Source organism: Candidatus Competibacteraceae bacterium, assembly GCA_016713505.1.
Taxonomy (GTDB): Bacteria; Pseudomonadota; Gammaproteobacteria; order Competibacterales; family Competibacteraceae; genus Competibacter_A.
This window is the reverse complement of sequence record JADJPA010000001.1, coordinates 93,639-112,323: the sequence shown is the minus strand read 5'-3', so window position 1 is coordinate 112,323 and position 18,685 is coordinate 93,639. Positions and strand designations below refer to the sequence as shown.

Sequence of the window (18,685 nt, the reverse complement as noted above, 5' to 3'; positions counted from 1 at the left end):
GCTCCTGAACCGGCTGACCGACGACGGCAACGACGTGGAAGGGGCGCGCGTCGAATATCTGGCGATGCGGCACATCATGGAGCTGCAACACCTGATCCTCTCGAACGTCGCCCGCGACGTGATGAGCTACCCGAATCGCGGCCTGACCTTCACGCTCCGCTGATCCCCACCCCGCGCCAAGGACGGCGCTTTTCCGTTTTTCAAGCCGCTGAATAGCGGTCCGCCACGCCTCGCGGTCATGCTCCGGCAATGGCCTTCAAAACCCCCTCGCCCGCATCTGCCCGCGCCCGCTGCGTCGCCCTCGACGGAGCCGCGTCCGAGTGGATCGAGCTGATCCCCGCCGGCCCGGACGTGACCGGCGCGGACGGCCGCGCCTGGGTCAACGACGCGCCGGACGCCATCGTCGCGACCTTCGACGAGCGCCACGTCCCGCTGGTCATCGACTGGGAACACGCCACCGAACACCGCGCCCCCAACGGTCTTGACGCGCCCGCCGCCGGCTGGATCGACCGCGTGGAGAACCGGGGCGGCGCGATTTGGGGCCACGCCGACTGGACCGAAAAAGCCGCCGCGCAGATCGCGGCCCGGCAATACCGGTTTCTCTCGCCGGTGTTCCTGTTCGACAAGCAGTCCCGCCGCATCGTCGCGCTCACCTCGGCCGGCCTCACCAACACCCCCAACCTCACCTTGACCGCCCTCAACCGGGAGGAACCCTCCGTGTCGCTATCGCCCGCAATTCTGGCGGCGCTCGGCTTGCCGGCCACCACCACCGACGAAACCGCCGTGGTGACCGCCATCCAAGCGCTGCGAACCGACCTCGCCACCGCGCGCAACCGCGCCGAAACGCCGCCGCTGGATAAGTTTATCCCGCGCGCCGACTACGACGCCGCGCTGGCGCGCGCCAGCAACGCCGAACAGAAGCTTTCGGCCATCGAAACCGAGCGGCGCGACGCCCAGATCAATGAACTGATCGAGCAAGCCTTGAAGGATTCCAAGATCAGCCCCGCCACCAAGGACTACCACACCGCCATGTGCAAAACCGAGGGCGGGATTGAGGCGTTCAAGGACTTTCTCACCAAAGCGTCCCCGTTGTTAGGCCAGAAATCGGCGCTGGACACGAAAAAGCCGGAAGGGACGGGCGCGGCGCTGGGCGAGGCGGAACAAGCGATATGTCGCGCATTGGGCCTGACGCCAGAGCAATACCGTAAATCCAGCGCAGAGGAGTCTGCCTAAGTGGCCGCGTTAACCCAAGATCGCAACACCTTGCGGCGCGATGCCGTGCAGTTTGAATTTCCGGTCGCGGCCAATACGGTGCTGTACGCCGGAAGTATTGGTTGCATCAACAGCTCCGGCTTGGCTGTGCCGGGTGCGGCGACCGCCACGCTAAAGGCCATCGGCCGGATTGAGGAGCGGGCGGATAACACCGGCGGAGCCGCGGGCGCGATCCGCGCGAAGTTCCGACGGGGCTGTTACTGCTTCGCCAACAGCAGCGCCGCCGACCTGATCGCAGTCGCCGACATCGGCGCGACGTGCTACGTCGTCGATGATCAAACCGTCGCCAAAACCAACGACAGCGGCGCGCGCCCTGTCGCGGGAATCATCCGCGACGTAGAACCCAAAGGCGTTTGGGTGGAGTTTTAAAAAATGATTATCAACCGGCAAAACCTAGCCTTTCTGAACATGGGCTTCAAAGCCACCTTCCAGGGCGCTTTCGATACCGCGCCCAGCGTCTGGAACCAGATCGCGATGGAAGTCCCCTCGACCGGCAAGCAAGAAGTCTATGGCTGGCTTGGCAGCACCACCCGCTTTCGCGAGTGGATCGGCGACCGACAGGTGCAAAACTTCTCCGCCAGCGATTGGACGATCAAAAACAAAAAGTTTGAAAACACCATCGGCGTCAAGCGCGAAGACATCGAGGATGACGCCTACGGCCTCTATCGCCCCGTCTTTTCGCAGCCTGGGCATCGACGCCAAAACGCATCCCGACGAGTTGCTGTTCGATCTCTTAAAAAACGGGTTTACCGGCCTTTGCTATGACGGCCAGTATTTCTTCGATGTCGATCATCCGGTGATCGCCGCCGATGGCTCCACCGCCAGCATTTCCAACTTTGGCGGCGGAGCGGGGACCGCGTGGTATTTGTTCGATATATCCAAAGCGGTCAAGCCCATCATCCTGCAAAAGCGCCAAGACTATCGGTTCGTCGCGCTCAATCAGGATACGGACGATAACGCCTTTTGGCGGGATGAGTACATCTACGGCGCGGATGCGCGGCTCAACGTCGGCTATGCGCTCTGGCGGTTGGCCTACGCCAGCAAGCAGGCTCTGGACGTCGCCAGCTACGGCGCCGCGCGCGCGGCCATGATGAGCTTTACCGGCGACGGTGGGCGACCCCTCAACGTCACGCCCAATCTGCTTGTTGTCCCGCCCAGCCTGGAAGCGACGGCGCGGCAACTGCTCAACGCCGAGATCGTCGGCAACAACACCAATATTTACCGCAACACCGCCCAATTGCTGGTGACGCCATGGCTCAACTAATCCGCATTACCGCTAAGCGGCACGGGTTCCGGCGGGCGGGCATGGCTCATCCGACCACACCCACCGAGCATCCGGGCGACCGTTTCACCGCCGAACAGCTCCGGACGTTGAAGGAAGAGCCGATGCTGGTGGTGGAGCTTTTGCCCGATCCGGAACCGAAACCGCCGGGCGGCAAAAAGAGCAAGAACGCGCCATCGGGCAAGAATACAAGCGCCGGCGATCCCTCCGGCGATCCCGGACGGCCAAACGCGCCTGACACTGAAGGGGAAGTAACCGGCGAAACTGGTGAAACCCATGACCTTGCCGACGTAACCGCCTCTCGATCGGGAGAGGGGGTGGGCGAGGCCAACGCGCCGTGATGGCTTGGTTTGTTTGGGTCCAACGCTGGCTGTGCCGGGAGGCAACGCCCCCCGTCCGGCTGCGCTGGACCTTGTTAGTCCCACCCTTCCATTTCCCAACCCGAGGATTTTCCATGAGTACTGTATTGCCCGTTTCTCATTTTCTGCCCGCGTCCGTGCAACCCTTGGACGCCAAGGGCAACCCCGCCGCCGTCGACGGCGTTGCCGTTTGGGAGGCGAGCGATCCCGCCCTGGTGACGCTGGAGGTCGCCATCGACGGCATGAGCGCCAATATCGTCCCGACCGGCGCGCTCGGGCATGTCCAAATCCGCGTGCGGGCCGACGCCCGGATAGGGCCGGACGTGCGCGAGATCAGCGGTTTGCTGGAGATTGATCTGGTCGCGGCCGAAGCTGTCAGCCTGAGCGTCAGCGCCGACGAGCCGATGGAAATCGTGGCCGAGCCTCAGCCGGCCCCTTAAAAACGCGCCATGGCCTACGCCACCCAAGCCGACATCGAGGCCCGCTATCCGGGCGAACTGGCGCAAGCCGGCCCGCGCGATCCGGCCGGGAACCTCGATCCGGCCGCCATTGCTTTGGCGTGCGAGGAGGCGTCGGCCAAGGCGGACGGTTACCTGCGGGTCTCGCCGGCCGGTTTCACCGTGCCGCTCGCGCCTCCCGCACCGGTTTGGCTGACGGATCTGGTGGTCGACATCGCGCTCTATCAAGCGACGCCGACCGCCATCGCCAGTCAGGACGATTTCAAGGACCGCCGCAGGCGCTACGAGGACGCGCTGGCCGCCTTGGCGGGCATCGCCGGCGGCAAGTTGTTACCGCAGACGCCCCCCGCGAATCCGGCGGGCGTACTGCTCGTTTACACGACCGGTAAACCTCGCTTGTTCGGACGGGGCGTCCTGTGAGCGGCGCGGCCATCGAAATCCGGCTCGAAGGTCTGCCCGCGCTAAACTCGCGCGTCAGCCGGCTGCTGGCCGGGCTGAAAAACCCGGAGCCGCTGCTGCGGGAGTTGGCCGCCGAAGGCGAAGCGCAGACGCGGCGGCGGATGGAATTCGAGAAGCGCGGCCCTGATGGAACGCCCTGGCCGGAATGGTCGCCGGGCTATGCCGCAACGCGACACGGCGGCCAATCGCTGTTGGACGCGACCGGCGCGCTCATCCAAAGCATCACTGCCTTCGCCGACCGCCAAACCGCCGGCTGGGGCACGAACGTCATTTACGCCGCCACCCATCAGTTCGGGCGGGGCGGGATTCCGGCCCGGCCTTTCCTGGGCGTGTCGGACGAGGACGAACGAGCGCTTCTGGACATCGCCGAACGCTGGATCGACCGGATGTTGGGGGCGTGACGTGAACCTTTCGGGCGCGCTCGCCACCGTCGCCGCCGGCCTGGCGGCCGAGTTCGCGCCGCTGCGGGTGGAAAGCCACGGCGGGCGCTTCACCGAACGCGAGATCGCCATGTTGCTCGGCAAGGCCCCCTGCATTTTGGCGGCGGCGCTCGGACTGTCCCGCGTGGCCTCGCGCGGCCGGGACCGCTGGGCGGCCGACCTGCGCCTCGGCGCGTATTGCCTGGGCGCGGACACGCCCGCCGAATCCCGAGCCGAACTGGCGATGGACCGGGCGATCCAGATCGTGGACCTGCTGCCTCACCAGCTCTGGGGGCGGACCGACCGCGATTGCCGCCCGCCGGAAATCGAGTCGATCACCGCCGACAACCTCTACACCGGCCACGTCAACAACCTGCGCGTCGCCCTGTGGGCGGTCGCCTGGACTCAAACCTTTTTCTTCGACCACGGAGTATCGCCATGACCGCCACCGTCGACGCCCGCGCCGCCCTACAGCTCAAAGGCGCGATTTACGAGGGAGACATCCTGATCCGCTTCAAGGACGCCAACGGTAACTTCGGCGCGCGGATCGGCCCGATATCCCCGGTCAAGCTCGCCATCAACCCCGGCGAGACCACCGTCAAGACCCGCACCCTCAAGCTGCGCAAGATGTGGGGCCAGCGCGCCGACCCGGTGACCACCGAAGCCGCCGAGCCCAAGGTGGCCTTCGAAACCGACGACGCCAACGCCGAGCTGATCCGCTTGGCGCTGCGCGGGACGGTGGAGGCCGTCAACGAAGCGGCGGCGGCCGACGTGACCGACGAGGCGGTGCCGGTGCCGCGCAAGGGCGACTGGCTCCAGCTCCCGCACCGCAATATCGCCGTCGCCGGCTTCTCGGGCAAGCACGCGGCCGGCGCGGTGCTGGTGGCCGGCACGGATTACGTGCTGCAAGACATCTGGCTGCAATACGGCTTGGTCTGGATTCCGGCGACCAGCACCATCGCACCCAACGAAGCGTGCAAGTGGAGCTACGACGCCGGCGCGGTGACGGGCACCAACCTGATCGGCAACACCGAGGCCCAAGTCACGCTGAACGTCGAAATGTTCGGGACCAATCGGGTGGATCAGTCCTCGATCCATCTGGTCATCCACGAGATCGCCGTAACCAGCGCCACCGAAACCGATTTCGCGGGCAGCGACTACTTCAAGCCGCAGTTTTCCGGGGTGATGAGCACGCCGAACGGCAAGGCGGGTCCGTATGAGATCGAAACGCTGACCTTCGCCGCGCCTTGAGCCCAAAAGAGTGGTCCAGCCCCAAGCAACCGCGCCCGCGCCGCGGCGGGAATCAACGCCCGCCCGTCGCCCCGTTTCAAATTGAAACGCCGCGCCCAAGGAGCCGTTTGAGAGTCGCGTTCGGCGGCCCCGATGGTCTGGCCCTCCATTTTTCCCCCAGACCGCCCCCCCCCCCCCCCCCCGGCCCCCCCCCCCCCCCCCCCCGCCCCCCGCCCCCCCGCGCCCCCCCGCCCCCCCCCCCCCCCCCCCCCCCCCCCCCCCCCCCCCCCCCCCCCCCCCCCCCCCCCCCCCCCCCCCCCCCCCCCCCCCCCCCCCCCCCCCCCCCCCCCCCCCCCCCCCCCCCCCCCCCCCCCCCCCCCCCCCCCCCCCCCCCCCCCCCCCCCCCCCCCCCCCCCCCCCCCCCCCCCCCCCCCCCCCCCCCCCCCCCCCCCCCCCCCCCCCCCCCCCCCCCCCCCGCCCCCCCCCCCCCCCCCACTCCGCCCCCCGAGTTTATAACATGGCGAATCGGAACGAACTGCTGCTCCAACTCATCATCAAGACCGTCGATCTCGCCACGAAGGATATCGAAGGCGTCAACGCCCATGTCAAGAAGCTCCAGGAGCTGCTGTCGGGCAACGAGTTCGCCCGCTCCGCCGAGGGCATGAAGGCGTTCGGCGAGGCGGCGGACGAGAGCACCAAACCGCTGGCGAAGGCGGTCAAGAACACTCTGGCGCTCAGCGCCGCAACAATGGGCATCGCCAGCTATATGGCCGGCAACGCTTACAAGGCCAGCAAGGATTGGGAGTCCGCGCTGGCCGATCTGGCCAAGGTGCTCAACGGCGACAAGGAAAAAGCCAAGGAGTACGGCGACCAACTGAACCAGCTCGCCACCCGCTACGCGCAAAGCGGCCAAGCGCTCGTCGCCTCGATGGCTTATTTCGTGCAGGCGGGTTACGACGCCAAAGAGGCGTTCGATCTAGTCGAGCAGAGCGTCAAGCTGATGATCGCCGGCGAGATAGAGGCCGGCGAAGCATCCGATTACCTCGTATCGATACTTAAAGGATTCAAGGCGCCGGCCGGCGAGGCGGCCTCGACCGTCGATCTGCTCAACGAAGTCAGCAACAAGTACGCCACCAACGTCAAGGAACTGGCTATCGGCATGGCGGGCATTTCCCCCATCGCCAAGCGGATGAACTTCTCGATGGCGGAAACGGCCGGTTTGCTGGTCCCCGTCATCGAAGTCTACCGCTCCGGCTCGGAGGCCGCCGACGCCCTCAAAACCGGATTGCAGCAGCTCACCGCCGACACCGCGCCGGTCAAGGAAGCTTTGGCGAGCATCGGCGTTTCGCAAACCGACCTCAACGGCAAATTGCGTTCGGGCAAGGACATCTTCCTGGATGTCGCCAAGGCCATGGTCGGATTGGACGATGCCACCAAGCAGTATGTCATCGGCCAACTGGTCGGCATCGAACAAGCCGGCCGCATGGCGCAAGTCTTCGATAACCTGAACAGCTATCTCGGCGTCACCGAAACGGCGGCGGCTAGCGCCGGATCGGCGATGAAGGAAATCGAGACGCGGCTCGATACTGCCGAGGCCAAGGGCAAGCGGGCCGAGGAATCGTTCCGGCAACTATCCGTCACGCTCGGCAACACCTTCAAGCCGCAGGTCGCGGGCGTCATCGGCGCGACCGGCGATTTGGCCGCCGCGTTCGATAAAGCGGTCAAGGCCGGCGACCTCGCGCCGCTTTTGAACGCGATCAAGCCGCAGATCGCCGCCGTCGAAAATTTGTTTTCCGCGATGGCCGCCAACCTGGACGACGCGCTGGCGGGCGTCGATTGGCGTCCGCTGACCGATGGCATTAAAGCGTTTTCCGGCGAGTTCGGGCAAGCGGTGGCCGCGCTCACCGAAGGCATGGACCTTTCAACGGTTGAGGGGCTGCGGAACCTGCTGCAAGCGCTCATCGGCCTGATGGGCAATTTCTCGCAGTACGTGGCGGGCGTGGTGGACGGCCTGGAGCCGCTCCTCGACAGTTTGAATGTTCTGTTTAAAACGGTTTCCGACAACAGCCCGACGCTCGCCAATCTGGCCGGACAAATCACCGGCCTCGCCGCGTCCGCCAATCAGGTGTTGCCTGCAATCTCCTCGCTGGGTGGCCTGATTTTCGGCGCGGTGGGGTCGGCGGTGGAACTCACGCTAAAAATCGGCTTGCTCGTCGGCGCGTTGCGGCTCCTCTCCGCCGCCGGCCTGCCAGTCGGCGCGATGCTGGGCGGCCTGCTCTCGCGGTTCCTGGCGCTCAATCCGGCCGTCGCCGGGCTGCTGTCGTCGCTCGCCGGCCTGCCGGGCTTGGTGGCGGGACTGGCCGGGGCGGCGGGCGGGCTGGGGTACGCGCTGGGAACCGTCATCAATAAAACAGTCGAATGGGCGAGCGGCGGGCGCAGCATCGGCACGATGCTCTACGATTTAATCGAGGGCGGCGGCGAGGCCGAACGCGCGATCACCCGGATCGCTTCGGCCGAGGAACTGGCCGCCGCCGCCGCAAAGCGAACCGCCGCTGAATTAAAGGCCAAGCAGGAAGCCGAGCAGCAGGCGGCGGCCGCCTCCGCCCTCAGCGCGAAAGTCCAAGAAGACAAAATTGCCCGCAACGCGCAAGAGGCTGAAACCGCCGAACGGCTCAAGGCAAAGTATGCCGAAATGGGGTTGGTCTGGGACCAACTGACCGGCGAAATCACCCATCAAAACGAATTGAGCGCCGCCCAAAAACGGGCCAACCTGGAACTCGCGCAGGCTCTCGACAAGGTGGGGGTCGAGGCGGGCGTCATGTCGGGCAGGATGACCGCCTCCGGCGAGGAGATGCTGAAATCCCTCAACGGCATCGCGGCCAACACCCAAGCCACCAGCAAGGAAATCAACGCCGCGATTCTGGCGATGATCCCAAAGCTAGAAACTCAAGCAGAACTTGACGCGCTGCGGAAGAAAATCGAGCAACTGGGCAAAGACGGAAAACTGACGGGCGAACAGGTCAGCGCCGCGTTCGCCATGATCGCGGATCGCTCTAGAAACCTCGGCCAAGACGCCGCTTTCGACGCCTTAATAAAGCGGTTGGCTGACGCCCGCGAAGAAACCGAGCGCGGGACTGAATCCATGGATCGCTGGCAAGAGAGGGCGCGCATCCAAACCCAAGCCGCCATCGAACTCGCCAGGGCGAGGGGAGACGAGGCCGAGGCGGCTAGAGAAGTCGCCAAAGCCACACAAGAAGAAGTTCAGTTCTCGCAAGAACGCTTGGAGCAGTTGCGGGCGCAGCGCGACGAGGTTGACGCCAACATCCAGAAACTTTATCAACAAGCGCAAGCCGACGGACAGGTTACCGACGCGGAACGCAAGGTGATCGAAGCGTTAATGGATAAATCCGATGCGCTCGGCGTGAGCATCGCTCACATTGAAAAATATTTACCGCTTCAGGAGCGTGAAGCCCGCCAAGCCGAGATCATGGCCGGCCCCATCGGGCAACTGATCCGGCTTTACGACCAAAAGGCCACCGCCGCCGGACGCGAGACCGAGGCGGTGGAGCGGTCCTACGACGCCAAGTTGCGCGATTTAGACATCGAGCAGAAGCAGGCGCAAGCTAAGGGCGACACCGCGCGCGCGGCCGAGCTGGGCGTCAAGATCGCGCAAGCCGAGATCGAGAAGGCGCAGGCTGTGGCGGACGCCAAAAAAGCGGAACTTCAAACAGAGATCGACCTCCTCGACGCCAAGCGTTTGGCGGTGCTGGTCTCCGAAAAAGACGCCAAGGCCAAAACCGAGGAACTGGCGGCCATCGACGCCAAAATCGCCAAGCTGCGCGACCTCCAGAGCGCCGAGCAGGCCCGCGCCGACAGCGCGAAAGCCGAGGCCGAAACCGCCAAGCGCAACGCCGAGACCCTGCAAGCCCAAGCCGCAGCGGCGGCGGATGCGGAGCGCGAAACCCGGCGAATGGCCACCGTGATCGGCTATGCCGCCCAGAACTTCGGCGAACTGAGCGAAAAGGGCCAAGCCGCGCTGAAGGCGATCAACACCGACCCGATGGCGCGTGCGACGAAGGACGCGGAAAGCTTAAACCGCGCCGTCGGTCAGTTGGCCCAAGGGCTCGATAGCGCAGCGGGCACCGAAATCCAATTCAACCGCAACCTGCAAGCCCTGGTCGAGACCGCCTCCGGTATCGGACCCGAGGCGGATCGAGCGCGGCGCGAGCTGGTGTTCATGGCCGAGCAGGGCGTACGTGGAATTGCTGGCATCACCCGCTCGGGCGAGGAAGCGGTCCGAACGCTCGACGACATCAAAAACACCGCCCTGGAAGCCAAGGACGCGCTTTCGGGGCTGGCCGACGACTACGAAAAGCAAATCCTCCAGATTCAGGGCGACAAGAAGACGCTCGAACAACTGGATTACGAGGACCAGTTGCGCAAGCTGGAAGAATTGCGCCAAAAGTCTGGTCAAGAAGGACAGCGCGAGTTCGAGGAGGCCAAGGCGCGGGCGGAGGAACTGCACCGGCTCAAGCTCCAGCAGATCGAGGCCGAGGAGAGGGCCAAACGCCGCCAGCAGATCGATCAAACCGCCCCGCCGCAGTCGGCCGGCGGATCCTCCCGCGCGCCGGCCAGCGGCGTGACCAACGTCACCAACCACTTTTATATCGACCCGGCGAAGCTCACGTCAGAGGAGTACGTCCGCCGCAACGTCATCCCCGTGCTCGACAAGGTATCGAGGCTAAGACAGTGACCAGCCCGCACCGCTTTTTATCGAACGACCGCAACGCGGCGGCGCTGGCTTCCATCGCGGCCAGCTCGATCCTGCCCGCCGAGGCGACGGCGTTTCCGCTGGCGCGATCCCGCCAAGGCATGGCACGGGCGGTTATCGAGGGCGGCTACACCGGCGCGGACGATACGGCCCTGGACATCGAGATCGTGACCGCCGACGGATCGGGGATGCTTTCCGCGCCAGTTTTCGCCGGCGCGGGCAACGGCGCGATCTCGGAGCTTTCGGGCGCCGGCGTCCCGGCCCAAACCTTCACGTTGCTGCTGGCCAGCACCGGCGTGCCGACCAAGCGCGCGGCGGTGGATTTCTACGGGGTCACATTGGTCGCAAAGACGGAGGGTGCGGCCGGCAACGGCATCGAAATCGCGGTTTCGACCGCCGCTATCAGCGCCGCGCCGACCGTTTACAGTTTCCTCGAAGAGGCCAAAACCGGCACCTCGGAGTTCAAGGGGCCGCAGTGGGATTTCGGCGGCTACCCGCTCACCGCCGACGGCGAGATCGACCCGCGCACCCCGCGCCTCCGATTCGGATCGGACCCACAGGTCTACCGGCAATACAAGACCTTCAAGGACAACGATTGGGCCTACGTTTTGGATCCGCCCATCGTGCGCGACCTGCCGGCCGAAACGCCCGTTTATGCGCTGACCGGCAGTTACGCGGTCACTGTCACTGCCGGCGCGACCATCGAGCCGTACCCCGGCATGGTTACGTTGTTCGACCTGCTCAACGCCATCAAGACCCGCTCGAACCTGGTCGACGTTCTGGGGGTGGTGGTAGAGGATAAAACGCCCGGCGGGATGGCTGCCGACGAGCTGCCGTTGCGCACCGACGCCTACGCACTGCCCGCCGCCTACGCCGGCAACGCCAAATTTCCGGGACTGGGGGCGGTCGATGCCCCGGCCGACGCGCCAACCGAAATCGTCACGATCACCTGCGCCGATACCGATACCCTCGGCGGCGAGCGCTGGGGGTGTCCGGCAGCGTCTCCGGCGCGATGCCGGACTGCGTGACCGGGACCGCGTACCAAAACCCGCGAGGCTACGGCTTCACCGTGCCGCGCGTGCTGCCGCCGCCGGCCGCCGCCGCCACGGGGCGGATCAAGGTCAAGGACATCAGCTTCGCTTACCGGCCGGACGGCGCGCCCGGCGTCGAACTGTGCGTCAAACCGCTGGTTGCCGGCGCGAAAGCCAAGGCCATGACGGTCGAGGTGGTCTACACCCGAAAACCCTCCGCCGATTGTCCCTGCGACGGGGCGCGAATCGACGGCAGACTCAACCCTAAATGCCTCGGCGTCGACGTCGAGGAAGGAGCCAGCATGGCCCTGGACCCACACCTGCAACAAGCGCTGGAAGCGCTCTATGCCTGGCGCGACGGCTTCATGCGCGCCAACACCGCCTTGCCGGCCGGATCGGGCAGCGTCCGCGCCTCGTTTTACGACATGGAGCTGTGCGATCAGATTACCTCCGCCTTCAGCGGAGCGATTCAGGACGCCTACGCGGTCGAAGCCGCCAGGACGGAATGGACCGCACGGCTGGCCCCAGATGCAAACGGACCTCGCCGCGCTCGCCGCGCTCGCCGCGGCGGGGGGACTCGCCACCGCGATGCTTGGGACCGAATATGCCGCCGGGTCGGTCTTCGTGCCCCCGCCGCACCTGTGGACCGGCCACAAATACCGCGTCGTCCAGTCCGCGCAGATCAACCCGAACACTACCACCACGGTCGGCGCGGCCACGCTGCACCAGTATCCGGCTTGGCCGGTGGACGGCTCCACGGTCAGTCTGGCTTGGAAAGACGCCGTGTCAGGGGGGTTTTTGGAATCATCGATCACCATCCAAGACTTCGGCCCGATCGAGGACGGCGATTTGGTCGTCAACACCGACATCGGCGCGATCCGCTCGTCCGTCAACCAGTTCGTCCGCCGCTACCAGGCCGCGATGGACTACGTGCGTGCCCTGGCGGGTCTCATCCCAAAAACTGACGCTGGCACAAAACAGGGAAGCGAGTGCTGGCAGCCGTGCGAAGGCGAGTTTGAGTGGCGGGTCAACGGGCGGGAGTACCTGCCCGCCTGCACCAACGCGCCGTATCAGTCGTGCGTGGAGGTTTTGGACGAGCGGGGCGAAACGCGGATCGTTTCGACCCAGGAATTTGGGTTCATCATCCGCTGCGCCTGCCCCGAACGGCTGTTGCCCGGCGACAAGTTCAGCTTCACTATCGAAAACGACGCCGCCCCACCCAAGACCTATCAGGCGGGCGACACGATCAAAATCCCGATTATCGCCGCCGCCCCGCTCGAGCTGGCCGGCGGCCAGGACGGCGACGACACCTTGACCTGGACGGTGCGCGGGTCGGCGGGCGCGAACTGGCCGACCTACGCCGCGCCCATCGGCTCGGAGCCGCTTTACGACCATGACGGCCTGAAATTTCGCGTCCGGCAAGGGGGGATTTCCTTCGCGCTCGGCGATCAATTTCAGTTCGCGGTGGCCGGCGGAACGTTCCGATGGCGGCGCGACAACGGTGCGTGGAGCGGCGATCTGGCCATCACCGACGATCCCATCCCCTGGCGGACGGGTTGAGCCTCACCTTCAAGCCCGGCCCCGCGCCCGCGTTCGCGGCGGGCGACGCTTGGGCGTTCGATGTGAAGCAGCCCCACGCCCCAAACTCGCCCGGTCGCCGGATCGCGGAGCGTGGCGCTGGACGGGCGAGGGCGCGGACTGGACGGCCGACTTTGCGGCGGACACGGCCATCGCGGCGGTGGCGATCTGGCACGATTGCCCGCCGGGCGCGGCCTTTACCGTTTCCGGGTTGAGCGATGTCGGGGCGGTGCTGTGGATGCGGTCAGCGACCTACCGGCGCGGCCTGGTCGTGCTGGTGTTGGAAGGCCAAGCGGCGGTGGCCGATTGCCGCCGGGTGCGGCTGAGTGTGGCCGCCGCACCGGAGGGCAGCCTCCGCTGGCTCTGGTGCGGCGTGCCGTGGTCACCGGTTTGGCCGCTGGCCAGCGTCACGCTGCGCGAAAGCTGGTTTATGCAACGCGGCCCGCAAACGGCGCGGATGATCGGGCGCGGCGCTGGCGGCGAGATTGCCTGGAGCGTCGAGGGCGACAACTGGCTCAACAGTCAGGACTGGACGGATTTGCTGGCGCTGCTGGAATATTTGAAAAGCCAGCACGATGAGCCCTTCATATTCGTTCCCAACTTCGAAGCGCCCGACGAGGCGCGGCTGACGCGGGTCGGCGCGGACGAAATCGACCTCAGCGACGCCGATGATTTTCAGTGCGACCGCCGTTTGCTGAGCGTGCGGATTCCGCTGGCGGCGGTGCCGCAATGATTAAAGGCCCATCACTCCTTATATACACCAATCCGCCGCTGCGGCTGCTGTCGCTCGGCGACAGCGCGCCCGGATTGAGCTATCCGCTCATCTCGGGGATCGGCGCGATCCGCCGGCCGGCGGACGGTTCGGAAACCGGAAACGCCGCCGTCGAGCTCGATAACGTCGACGGCCAAGCGACCCGCTTGTTTGCCGTTCCGCCGCTGCGCGCCGAATGCGCGCTGTACGGGCCAGACCGTGAAGAATGGTTTCGGGGATCGCTCGCGGGCGTATCGCTCGGCGATTCGGCCGCCTTGTCGTTGGAAGCCTGATCGTGCCGCTACCCCTCTCGGATGCCGTCCCGCTGCGATCGACCGCCGTTTGGCCGAAATTCGCCAAACCTGAACCGTTAAACGTGGTTTACGGACGCTGTACGGCGCCCGTGATTCAGGCGGATCAGAGCCGAAAATTTTGGTTGATCGCCGATCATCCCATCGGCGGCGTCGATGCGGTTTACCTCGACGGCAAGCCCGCGCAACCGTTCACCTTCCACAATACCACCGACGCCACCGGCCACTCGGTCGCCTTGTTAGAGCTGGCCGCGCCGCTTCCGGCCAACGCGGTCCTGACCGTCGCCGCGCGCGGGAAAATCCATCCCGACACCGGCGCGCTGATCGAGAATCCGGCGGACGTGCTGCTCGATATTCTCAAAATGGCGGGCTACGCGCTGGAGGAGGGGACCTCGCGGACTTTAGAACCGATTGCGCCGGGCTGCGCATCGCCGGGATGCTCTCGTCCGGACTGACGATCCGCGCTCAGATCGCCGAAATCGCCGAATCGGTCGGGATGTTGTGGTCGCTGGCCATGCCCGGCATCGCCCGGCGCTGGCCGCCAGATGAGGGGGGTGCGATTGCCGGACCCCTGCACGCGCGCTTCGAGGACTATCAGATCGGCGATGTCAGAGCGGACTGCCGCCACGACACCTTATATACCGCGCTCAAAATCGAATACGACTGGGATTGGTCCAAAAACAGCGCCAGGCGATCGGCCACCCTGCAAGCCGACAGCGCCGCGCTCTATGGCCGACGGGAAACCACGCTCGCGGCCAAATGGCTGACCGACGCCGCATCGGCCGTGGAGCGCGCGACCGCCTGGCTTGAAGCTTACGCCAGACCGCGTTGGACGCTCTCCATGACGGCCGATCTGGAGCCGCGCGTGCCGCCGGGCGGTTGGTTCGCGATCTGGCATCCGCTGTTGCCGGCGGTGGGAAAAATGCGCTCGCTCGATGCGGAATGGGATTTTAAAGCGCAAGTGCAGCGCCTGACCGCCGAGTGTTCCGTCGGACCGCTTCCGGCCGTCACGGTCACCGGCGTCGGCGGACTGTTCGAGCAACCGTCGAGCGGCCTGAGGGTCACTTACGCCGATGGCGTCGCGACCCTGGTAATCGCCGACCCGAACGATGCCCCGATACGCGATGCCGTCGTGACCCTCGGCAGCCAAAAGGGGAAGACCGACCGGACTGGAACCGTCCGCTTAAAAATTTCGCGCGGCACTTATCCGGTCACCGTCGAAGCGAACGGATTTTCGCCTGTGTCGATGGAGATCACGCTGTGAGGCGCTACGGCGATACGACCCCCGTTTTGACGGTTCCCGGCCAAGACGCCGGTCTGAAGCTCACGCTCCAGCCGGCCGTCGAACCGGCCCGGCCTTGCAGGCCCGCACCGGCCGGTCTGGCGTGGTTTTCCGATGCGAGCGCGGATTTCACAGAAATCAGCGAAGCGGCGTACTTGCTGCCAAACGAGCCTATCGGGCCGCTCCTTGCCCTCGCGCGCGTTCTCGGCGAGACCTGCGGCGACGTGAACTGGTCCACGGAGTGGACCCCGGCGGCGGGGACCGGCGGCGCGCCGGAAGCGGTGGGGGTCGGGGCGGATCTGCTGGTGTATCCCACCATCGGCGGCGGGCCGGGCCAGCTCTCGGTGTCGGCTGACTGCGGCGACCAATCCCTGGGGCCGATCCTGCTGACCTTGCTGGCGGCTCCGGGCGGCGGGGCCGATTGCTGCCCGGCTCCGGTGGCCGGAGCCGGGCAGATGGTATGGTCTCCCGGCCGGTTGGTCTATGTTTTTCCCATCGTCGGAAGCCACTTGAACGCCGAAACCGAAAGCGGCGGCATCGAAACCGTTTGGAGCGTCGATTACGTCGGCGACGATCCGGGCGGACTGGCTCTGGTCGGCTCGGTGCTGGCGGGAACGCTGGCGTTGGGAGATATCGACGATGGCGCCCACCAGACCGCTATCACCGTCACCGCCGCGCTGGCTTGGACGTGTCGGGACGGCCCGCACGACGCCGCGCTCACGTGGACGCTGGAGTTCAGCTATCACTGATGAACCGCGATCAAGCCCGGACAGCGGGCCGTCAATTGCTCGGTGACCGGATCGAGAAGGCGTTTAAAACCGTCGGCATCCATCAAACCGTGAAAGGCATCGAGCGGCTTACTGGCTGGGATTGCGGCTGCGCGAAAAGGACGGCGGCGCTGAATGCATGGGACAACAAGCGCCGATCTTGACCCCGCGAGGCGGCGCATGGGTTACAGGCGCGCGGCGTTGCGGCGCAAATCGGTATGACGCGATTCTGACAACCGCCGGTTAAGGGCTGTTACGGCGTGTCGTTTCCTGTCGGGTCGATCTGGCGCAAGAGCGCGCAACAGATTGATTTAATTATGGATGATGCTCACTAGATGCCTTCGGGAGGCAGAAGTCGCAGGTTCAAATCCTGTCACCCCGACCAAATTTCTCCGCTTTTAAAATCCCGGATCTAAAGTGACCCGAGGCCCGCCGCTCAGGCGAGTGCATCGAGCAAGCTGCCCAAGGCGTCATCGCTGGTCTGGATGAGCTTGGCGCCCGCCTGCACCTGATACAAAGCTTGCCGTTGTTCGAGCAAGGCGCGAGTCACATCCCCGGTAGGCGAGATGAGTTGAGAAGCCCCCGGCGACTGCTTGCCGGCCGCCTGACCCTCCCCATCGGATGCGGTCACCGCTTGCTGGGCGATGGCACGGGCGCTGCTATCCATCAGTTTCATGCCTGCTTGGATACTGCTAAAACCGGAATAAAGTACACTGCCGATCATCGTGCGCCCCCGGAAATTAGGAGAAATCAACGAGTAACCTCTGAAATGCCGCCAATATTCGGGCATTATAGGTACACGTTTAATATATCATAATATTTTTAATGTATCAATAATAAAATACTCGTCAATTTTTTAAGCCTGCACTGAGCCGATATGCCCACTACTGAAGTTCATCGAGCAGCCGATCGGTCAGCTCGATCATCTTTGCGATGGCCTCGGCAGGTGCTTCGATGGCGATATCGCCGACTTCCCAATACTCGACACGTGGCTCATAAGTAGGGAAATACGCCTTCAGCATCGGCTCATGTTCGTGGCGGCTCAAGGCGATAATCCGGTCCGCCGCGAGCAAATCGGCGGGATACACCGTCAGCGGCCGACGTGGCGTCTCATCCAGCCGGATTCCCAACGTTCGTAGCGCTTCAAGGGTATAGGGCGATAGCGGTCCCGGATTGCGAAACACGGTGATATCCGGGGCCAAGCCGCGTGAATCGGCCCGCCAGGATAAATCGCGCCGCTGTGCGTGATGATTGAAATACAGCTCGCAGAACCGGCTGCGGTAATAATTACCCGTACATAAAAATATAATTGATTTCAAAATCTTATTTTCTAACCTCGCCGAATTTCACCCTACCGGCTCCATCAGGGCCGGCCCCTGATTGGCGGGTCGATTGACTGCGGAACCCACCGGCCAAAGCCTCATGCGTTCGCCCGGATACGAACGCAACAGCGGCAACACGCGCGCCGCCTCGCGCCCGGTCGGATCCAACCAAGCATCATAATCCAAGGGGTCCAGAATCACCGGCATCCGGTCGTGAATCTCACTGATACGTTCGTTAGCCTGCGTTACCAGGATCGTGCAGGAGTCCACAGCCTCGTCATCTCGCGCCCAGTGCTCCCACAAGCCGGCAAACGCGAAAGGCGCTCCATCGGCCATCCCGATACAATACGGTTGCTTGCGATCTCCCACCTTCCGCCATTCATAGAACCCATCGGCGGGAATCAAGCAACGCCGCTGGCGGAACGCCTGCCGGTACGCCGGTTTTTCCGCCACGGTTTCCGCGCGGGCGTTGATGGTGCTGTACTTCAAGCGCGGTTCCCGCGCCCACGCCGGAATCAGACCCCAACGCAACCACGCCGGCTGTCGGCCGTTTTCGGTGGCGCGGATAGCCAGCACCGTTTGATTCGGCGCCACGTTATAGCGCGGCGCATAATCGGCCGGCAACATCAAGCCAAGCTGCTGGGTCAAAACTTCACCGGAGGCCGCCTGAATGAAACGACCACACATGATAAAGCCCTCCTCGTGATAATGCGTTGACACCTATTCTTCGACCGGCGTAGCGTGCGTCTGTCGTTATTTCTTCAACTCGCTGTCCCGGATACGCTCTCAATGAACCTGGAACGCTGTCTCTGGTGCGGTAACGACCCTCTGTACGTGCGCTACCACGATGAGGAATGGGGCGTTCCAGTCCACGACGACCGCAAACTGTTCGAAATGATCGTGCTGGACGGCGCGCAAGCGGGGTTGAGTTGGCTCACCATCCTGCGCAAACGGGAAAATTACCGCCGAGCGTTTGACCGTTTCGACCCGGAGCTGATCGCTCGCTACGACGAGCCGCGCGTCGCTCGGTTGCTCGCCGATTCCGGTATCGTGCGCAACCGCCTCAAGATCGAAGCGGCCATCAAGAATGCGCGAGCCTACTTGGCGCTGCGGGACCAGCACGGCGCGCTGAGTGACTTTCTCTGGCGCTACGTCGGCGGCGCGCCGCGCCAGAACACTTGGACTGCAATCGCGGAGGTTCCGACCAAGACGGCGGAAGCGGAGGCGATGAGTCGGGATTTGAAACGGCTGGGCTTCGCATTCGTCGGACCGACGATTTGCTACGCTTTCATGCAGGCCGCCGGCATGGTCAACGATCATCTCACCCACTGTTTTCGCCACCGCCAACTGGCACAACCGGGCATAGCGCCGCCCGCCGCCTGAACGCTACGGG

General features: G+C 64.8%; 21 protein-coding genes and 1 pseudogene. 19 read left to right on the top strand and 3 right to left on the bottom strand.

Annotation, left to right across the window (positions count from 1 at the left end):
• Nucleotides 1-249: 249 nt before the first annotated feature.
• From IPK09_00580 to IPK09_00495, 18 genes and pseudogenes are all read left to right on the top strand, one after another.
• Nucleotides 250-1,233, top strand: coding sequence for a hypothetical protein (locus tag IPK09_00580; GenBank protein ID MBK7982110.1), 984 nt, complete (start codon nucleotides 250-252; stop codon nucleotides 1,231-1,233).
• The gene (locus tag IPK09_00575; protein ID MBK7982109.1) at nucleotides 1,234-1,641 is read left to right on the top strand and encodes a hypothetical protein; all 408 of its coding nucleotides are present in this window, start codon (nucleotides 1,234-1,236) and stop codon (nucleotides 1,639-1,641) included.
• 3 nt (nucleotides 1,642-1,644) lie between these two features.
• Nucleotides 1,645-2,536, top strand: a pseudogene (locus IPK09_00570) (Mu-like prophage major head subunit gpT family protein).
• Nucleotides 2,524-2,895 carry a hypothetical protein gene (locus IPK09_00565; protein MBK7982108.1) on the top strand — a complete coding sequence of 124 codons (372 nt, stop codon included), beginning with the start codon at nucleotides 2,524-2,526 and terminating at the stop codon, nucleotides 2,893-2,895. The pseudogene IPK09_00570 and the gene IPK09_00565 overlap by 13 nt, the downstream one beginning before the upstream one ends.
• 113 nt (nucleotides 2,896-3,008) lie before the next feature.
• Nucleotides 3,009-3,353, top strand: coding sequence for a hypothetical protein (locus tag IPK09_00560; GenBank protein MBK7982107.1), 345 nt, complete (start codon nucleotides 3,009-3,011; stop codon nucleotides 3,351-3,353).
• A 9-nt stretch (nucleotides 3,354-3,362) separates the two neighbouring features.
• Complete coding sequence (locus IPK09_00555; protein MBK7982106.1) at nucleotides 3,363-3,791, top strand: DUF1320 family protein; 429 nt, start codon at nucleotides 3,363-3,365, stop codon at nucleotides 3,789-3,791.
• Nucleotides 3,788-4,231: a phage virion morphogenesis protein gene (locus tag IPK09_00550; GenBank protein MBK7982105.1), complete on the top strand. Its 444-nt coding sequence runs from the start codon at nucleotides 3,788-3,790 to the stop codon at nucleotides 4,229-4,231. The genes IPK09_00555 and IPK09_00550 overlap by 4 nt, the downstream gene beginning before the upstream one ends.
• Nucleotide 4,232: 1 nt before the next feature.
• Nucleotides 4,233-4,691, top strand: coding sequence for a hypothetical protein (locus tag IPK09_00545; protein ID MBK7982104.1), 459 nt, complete (start codon nucleotides 4,233-4,235; stop codon nucleotides 4,689-4,691).
• Nucleotides 4,688-5,500: a hypothetical protein gene (locus tag IPK09_00540; GenBank protein ID MBK7982103.1), complete on the top strand. Its 813-nt coding sequence runs from the start codon at nucleotides 4,688-4,690 to the stop codon at nucleotides 5,498-5,500. Before IPK09_00545 ends, IPK09_00540 begins: the two co-directional genes overlap by 4 nt.
• Before the next feature lie 496 nt (nucleotides 5,501-5,996).
• Nucleotides 5,997-10,232: a phage tail tape measure protein gene (locus tag IPK09_00535; protein ID MBK7982102.1), complete on the top strand. Its 4,236-nt coding sequence runs from the start codon at nucleotides 5,997-5,999 to the stop codon at nucleotides 10,230-10,232.
• Nucleotides 10,229-11,278, top strand: coding sequence for a hypothetical protein (locus IPK09_00530; GenBank protein ID MBK7982101.1), 1,050 nt, complete (start codon nucleotides 10,229-10,231; stop codon nucleotides 11,276-11,278). The genes IPK09_00535 and IPK09_00530 overlap by 4 nt, the downstream gene beginning before the upstream one ends.
• Before the next feature lie 531 nt (nucleotides 11,279-11,809).
• A complete protein-coding gene (locus tag IPK09_00525) occupies nucleotides 11,810-12,841 on the top strand; it encodes a hypothetical protein (protein ID MBK7982100.1) in 1,032 nt (343 codons plus the stop codon).
• A gap of 49 nt (nucleotides 12,842-12,890) precedes the next feature.
• Nucleotides 12,891-13,592 (top strand): hypothetical protein, encoded by a 702-nt coding sequence (locus IPK09_00520; GenBank protein ID MBK7982099.1) that lies wholly within the window; start codon nucleotides 12,891-12,893, stop codon nucleotides 13,590-13,592.
• On the top strand, nucleotides 13,589-13,903 hold the full coding sequence (locus IPK09_00515) for a hypothetical protein (protein MBK7982098.1): 315 nt from the start codon (nucleotides 13,589-13,591) through the stop codon (nucleotides 13,901-13,903). The genes IPK09_00520 and IPK09_00515 overlap by 4 nt, the downstream gene beginning before the upstream one ends.
• A 2-nt stretch (nucleotides 13,904-13,905) precedes the next feature.
• Nucleotides 13,906-14,376, top strand: coding sequence for a hypothetical protein (locus IPK09_00510; protein MBK7982097.1), 471 nt, complete (start codon nucleotides 13,906-13,908; stop codon nucleotides 14,374-14,376).
• A complete protein-coding gene (locus IPK09_00505) occupies nucleotides 14,358-15,185 on the top strand; it encodes a carboxypeptidase regulatory-like domain-containing protein (protein MBK7982096.1) in 828 nt (275 codons plus the stop codon). Before IPK09_00510 ends, IPK09_00505 begins: the two co-directional genes overlap by 19 nt.
• Complete coding sequence (locus tag IPK09_00500; protein MBK7982095.1) at nucleotides 15,182-15,952, top strand: hypothetical protein; 771 nt, start codon at nucleotides 15,182-15,184, stop codon at nucleotides 15,950-15,952. The genes IPK09_00505 and IPK09_00500 overlap by 4 nt, the downstream gene beginning before the upstream one ends.
• Nucleotides 15,952-16,134, top strand: coding sequence for a hypothetical protein (locus IPK09_00495; protein MBK7982094.1), 183 nt, complete (start codon nucleotides 15,952-15,954; stop codon nucleotides 16,132-16,134). Before IPK09_00500 ends, IPK09_00495 begins: the two co-directional genes overlap by 1 nt.
• 272 nt (nucleotides 16,135-16,406) lie before the next feature.
• Here the strand turns inward: IPK09_00495 and IPK09_00490 are convergent, their stop codons facing one another.
• The 3 genes from IPK09_00490 to IPK09_00480 form a co-directional block, all read right to left on the bottom strand.
• Nucleotides 16,407-16,646, bottom strand: coding sequence for a hypothetical protein (locus IPK09_00490; protein ID MBK7982093.1), 240 nt, complete (start codon nucleotides 16,644-16,646; stop codon nucleotides 16,407-16,409).
• A gap of 208 nt (nucleotides 16,647-16,854) precedes the next feature.
• Nucleotides 16,855-17,289 carry a low molecular weight phosphatase family protein gene (locus tag IPK09_00485; protein ID MBK7982092.1) on the bottom strand — a complete coding sequence of 145 codons (435 nt, stop codon included), beginning with the start codon at nucleotides 17,287-17,289 and terminating at the stop codon, nucleotides 16,855-16,857.
• Nucleotides 17,290-17,316: 27 nt separating this feature from the next.
• Nucleotides 17,317-17,979: an SOS response-associated peptidase gene (locus IPK09_00480; GenBank protein ID MBK7982091.1), complete on the bottom strand. Its 663-nt coding sequence runs from the start codon at nucleotides 17,977-17,979 to the stop codon at nucleotides 17,317-17,319.
• Nucleotides 17,980-18,081: 102 nt separating this feature from the next.
• Here IPK09_00480 and IPK09_00475 point away from each other — a divergent pair, with 102 nt between their 5' ends.
• Nucleotides 18,082-18,675, top strand: coding sequence for a DNA-3-methyladenine glycosylase I (locus IPK09_00475; protein ID MBK7982090.1), 594 nt, complete (start codon nucleotides 18,082-18,084; stop codon nucleotides 18,673-18,675).
• Nucleotides 18,676-18,685 lie beyond the last annotated feature (10 nt).

Coding starts and splice junctions, on each gene's coding strand:
- IPK09_00495 (MBK7982094.1), top strand. CDS start 15,952: ATGAACCGCGATCAAGCCCGGACAGCGGGCCGTCAATTGCTCGGTGAC.
- IPK09_00505 (MBK7982096.1), top strand. CDS start 14,358: ATGCTCTCGTCCGGACTGACGATCCGCGCTCAGATCGCCGAAATCGCC.
- IPK09_00565 (MBK7982108.1), top strand. CDS start 2,524: ATGGCTCAACTAATCCGCATTACCGCTAAGCGGCACGGGTTCCGGCGG.
- IPK09_00580 (MBK7982110.1), top strand. CDS start 250: ATGGCCTTCAAAACCCCCTCGCCCGCATCTGCCCGCGCCCGCTGCGTC.
- IPK09_00515 (MBK7982098.1), top strand. CDS start 13,589: ATGATTAAAGGCCCATCACTCCTTATATACACCAATCCGCCGCTGCGG.
- IPK09_00490 (MBK7982093.1), bottom strand. CDS start 16,646: ATGAAACTGATGGATAGCAGCGCCCGTGCCATCGCCCAGCAAGCGGTG.
- IPK09_00475 (MBK7982090.1), top strand. CDS start 18,082: ATGAACCTGGAACGCTGTCTCTGGTGCGGTAACGACCCTCTGTACGTG.
- IPK09_00525 (MBK7982100.1), top strand. CDS start 11,810: ATGCAAACGGACCTCGCCGCGCTCGCCGCGCTCGCCGCGGCGGGGGGA.
- IPK09_00540 (MBK7982103.1), top strand. CDS start 4,688: ATGACCGCCACCGTCGACGCCCGCGCCGCCCTACAGCTCAAAGGCGCG.
- IPK09_00555 (MBK7982106.1), top strand. CDS start 3,363: ATGGCCTACGCCACCCAAGCCGACATCGAGGCCCGCTATCCGGGCGAA.
- IPK09_00535 (MBK7982102.1), top strand. CDS start 5,997: ATGGCGAATCGGAACGAACTGCTGCTCCAACTCATCATCAAGACCGTC.
- IPK09_00560 (MBK7982107.1), top strand. CDS start 3,009: ATGAGTACTGTATTGCCCGTTTCTCATTTTCTGCCCGCGTCCGTGCAA.
- IPK09_00480 (MBK7982091.1), bottom strand. CDS start 17,979: ATGTGTGGTCGTTTCATTCAGGCGGCCTCCGGTGAAGTTTTGACCCAG.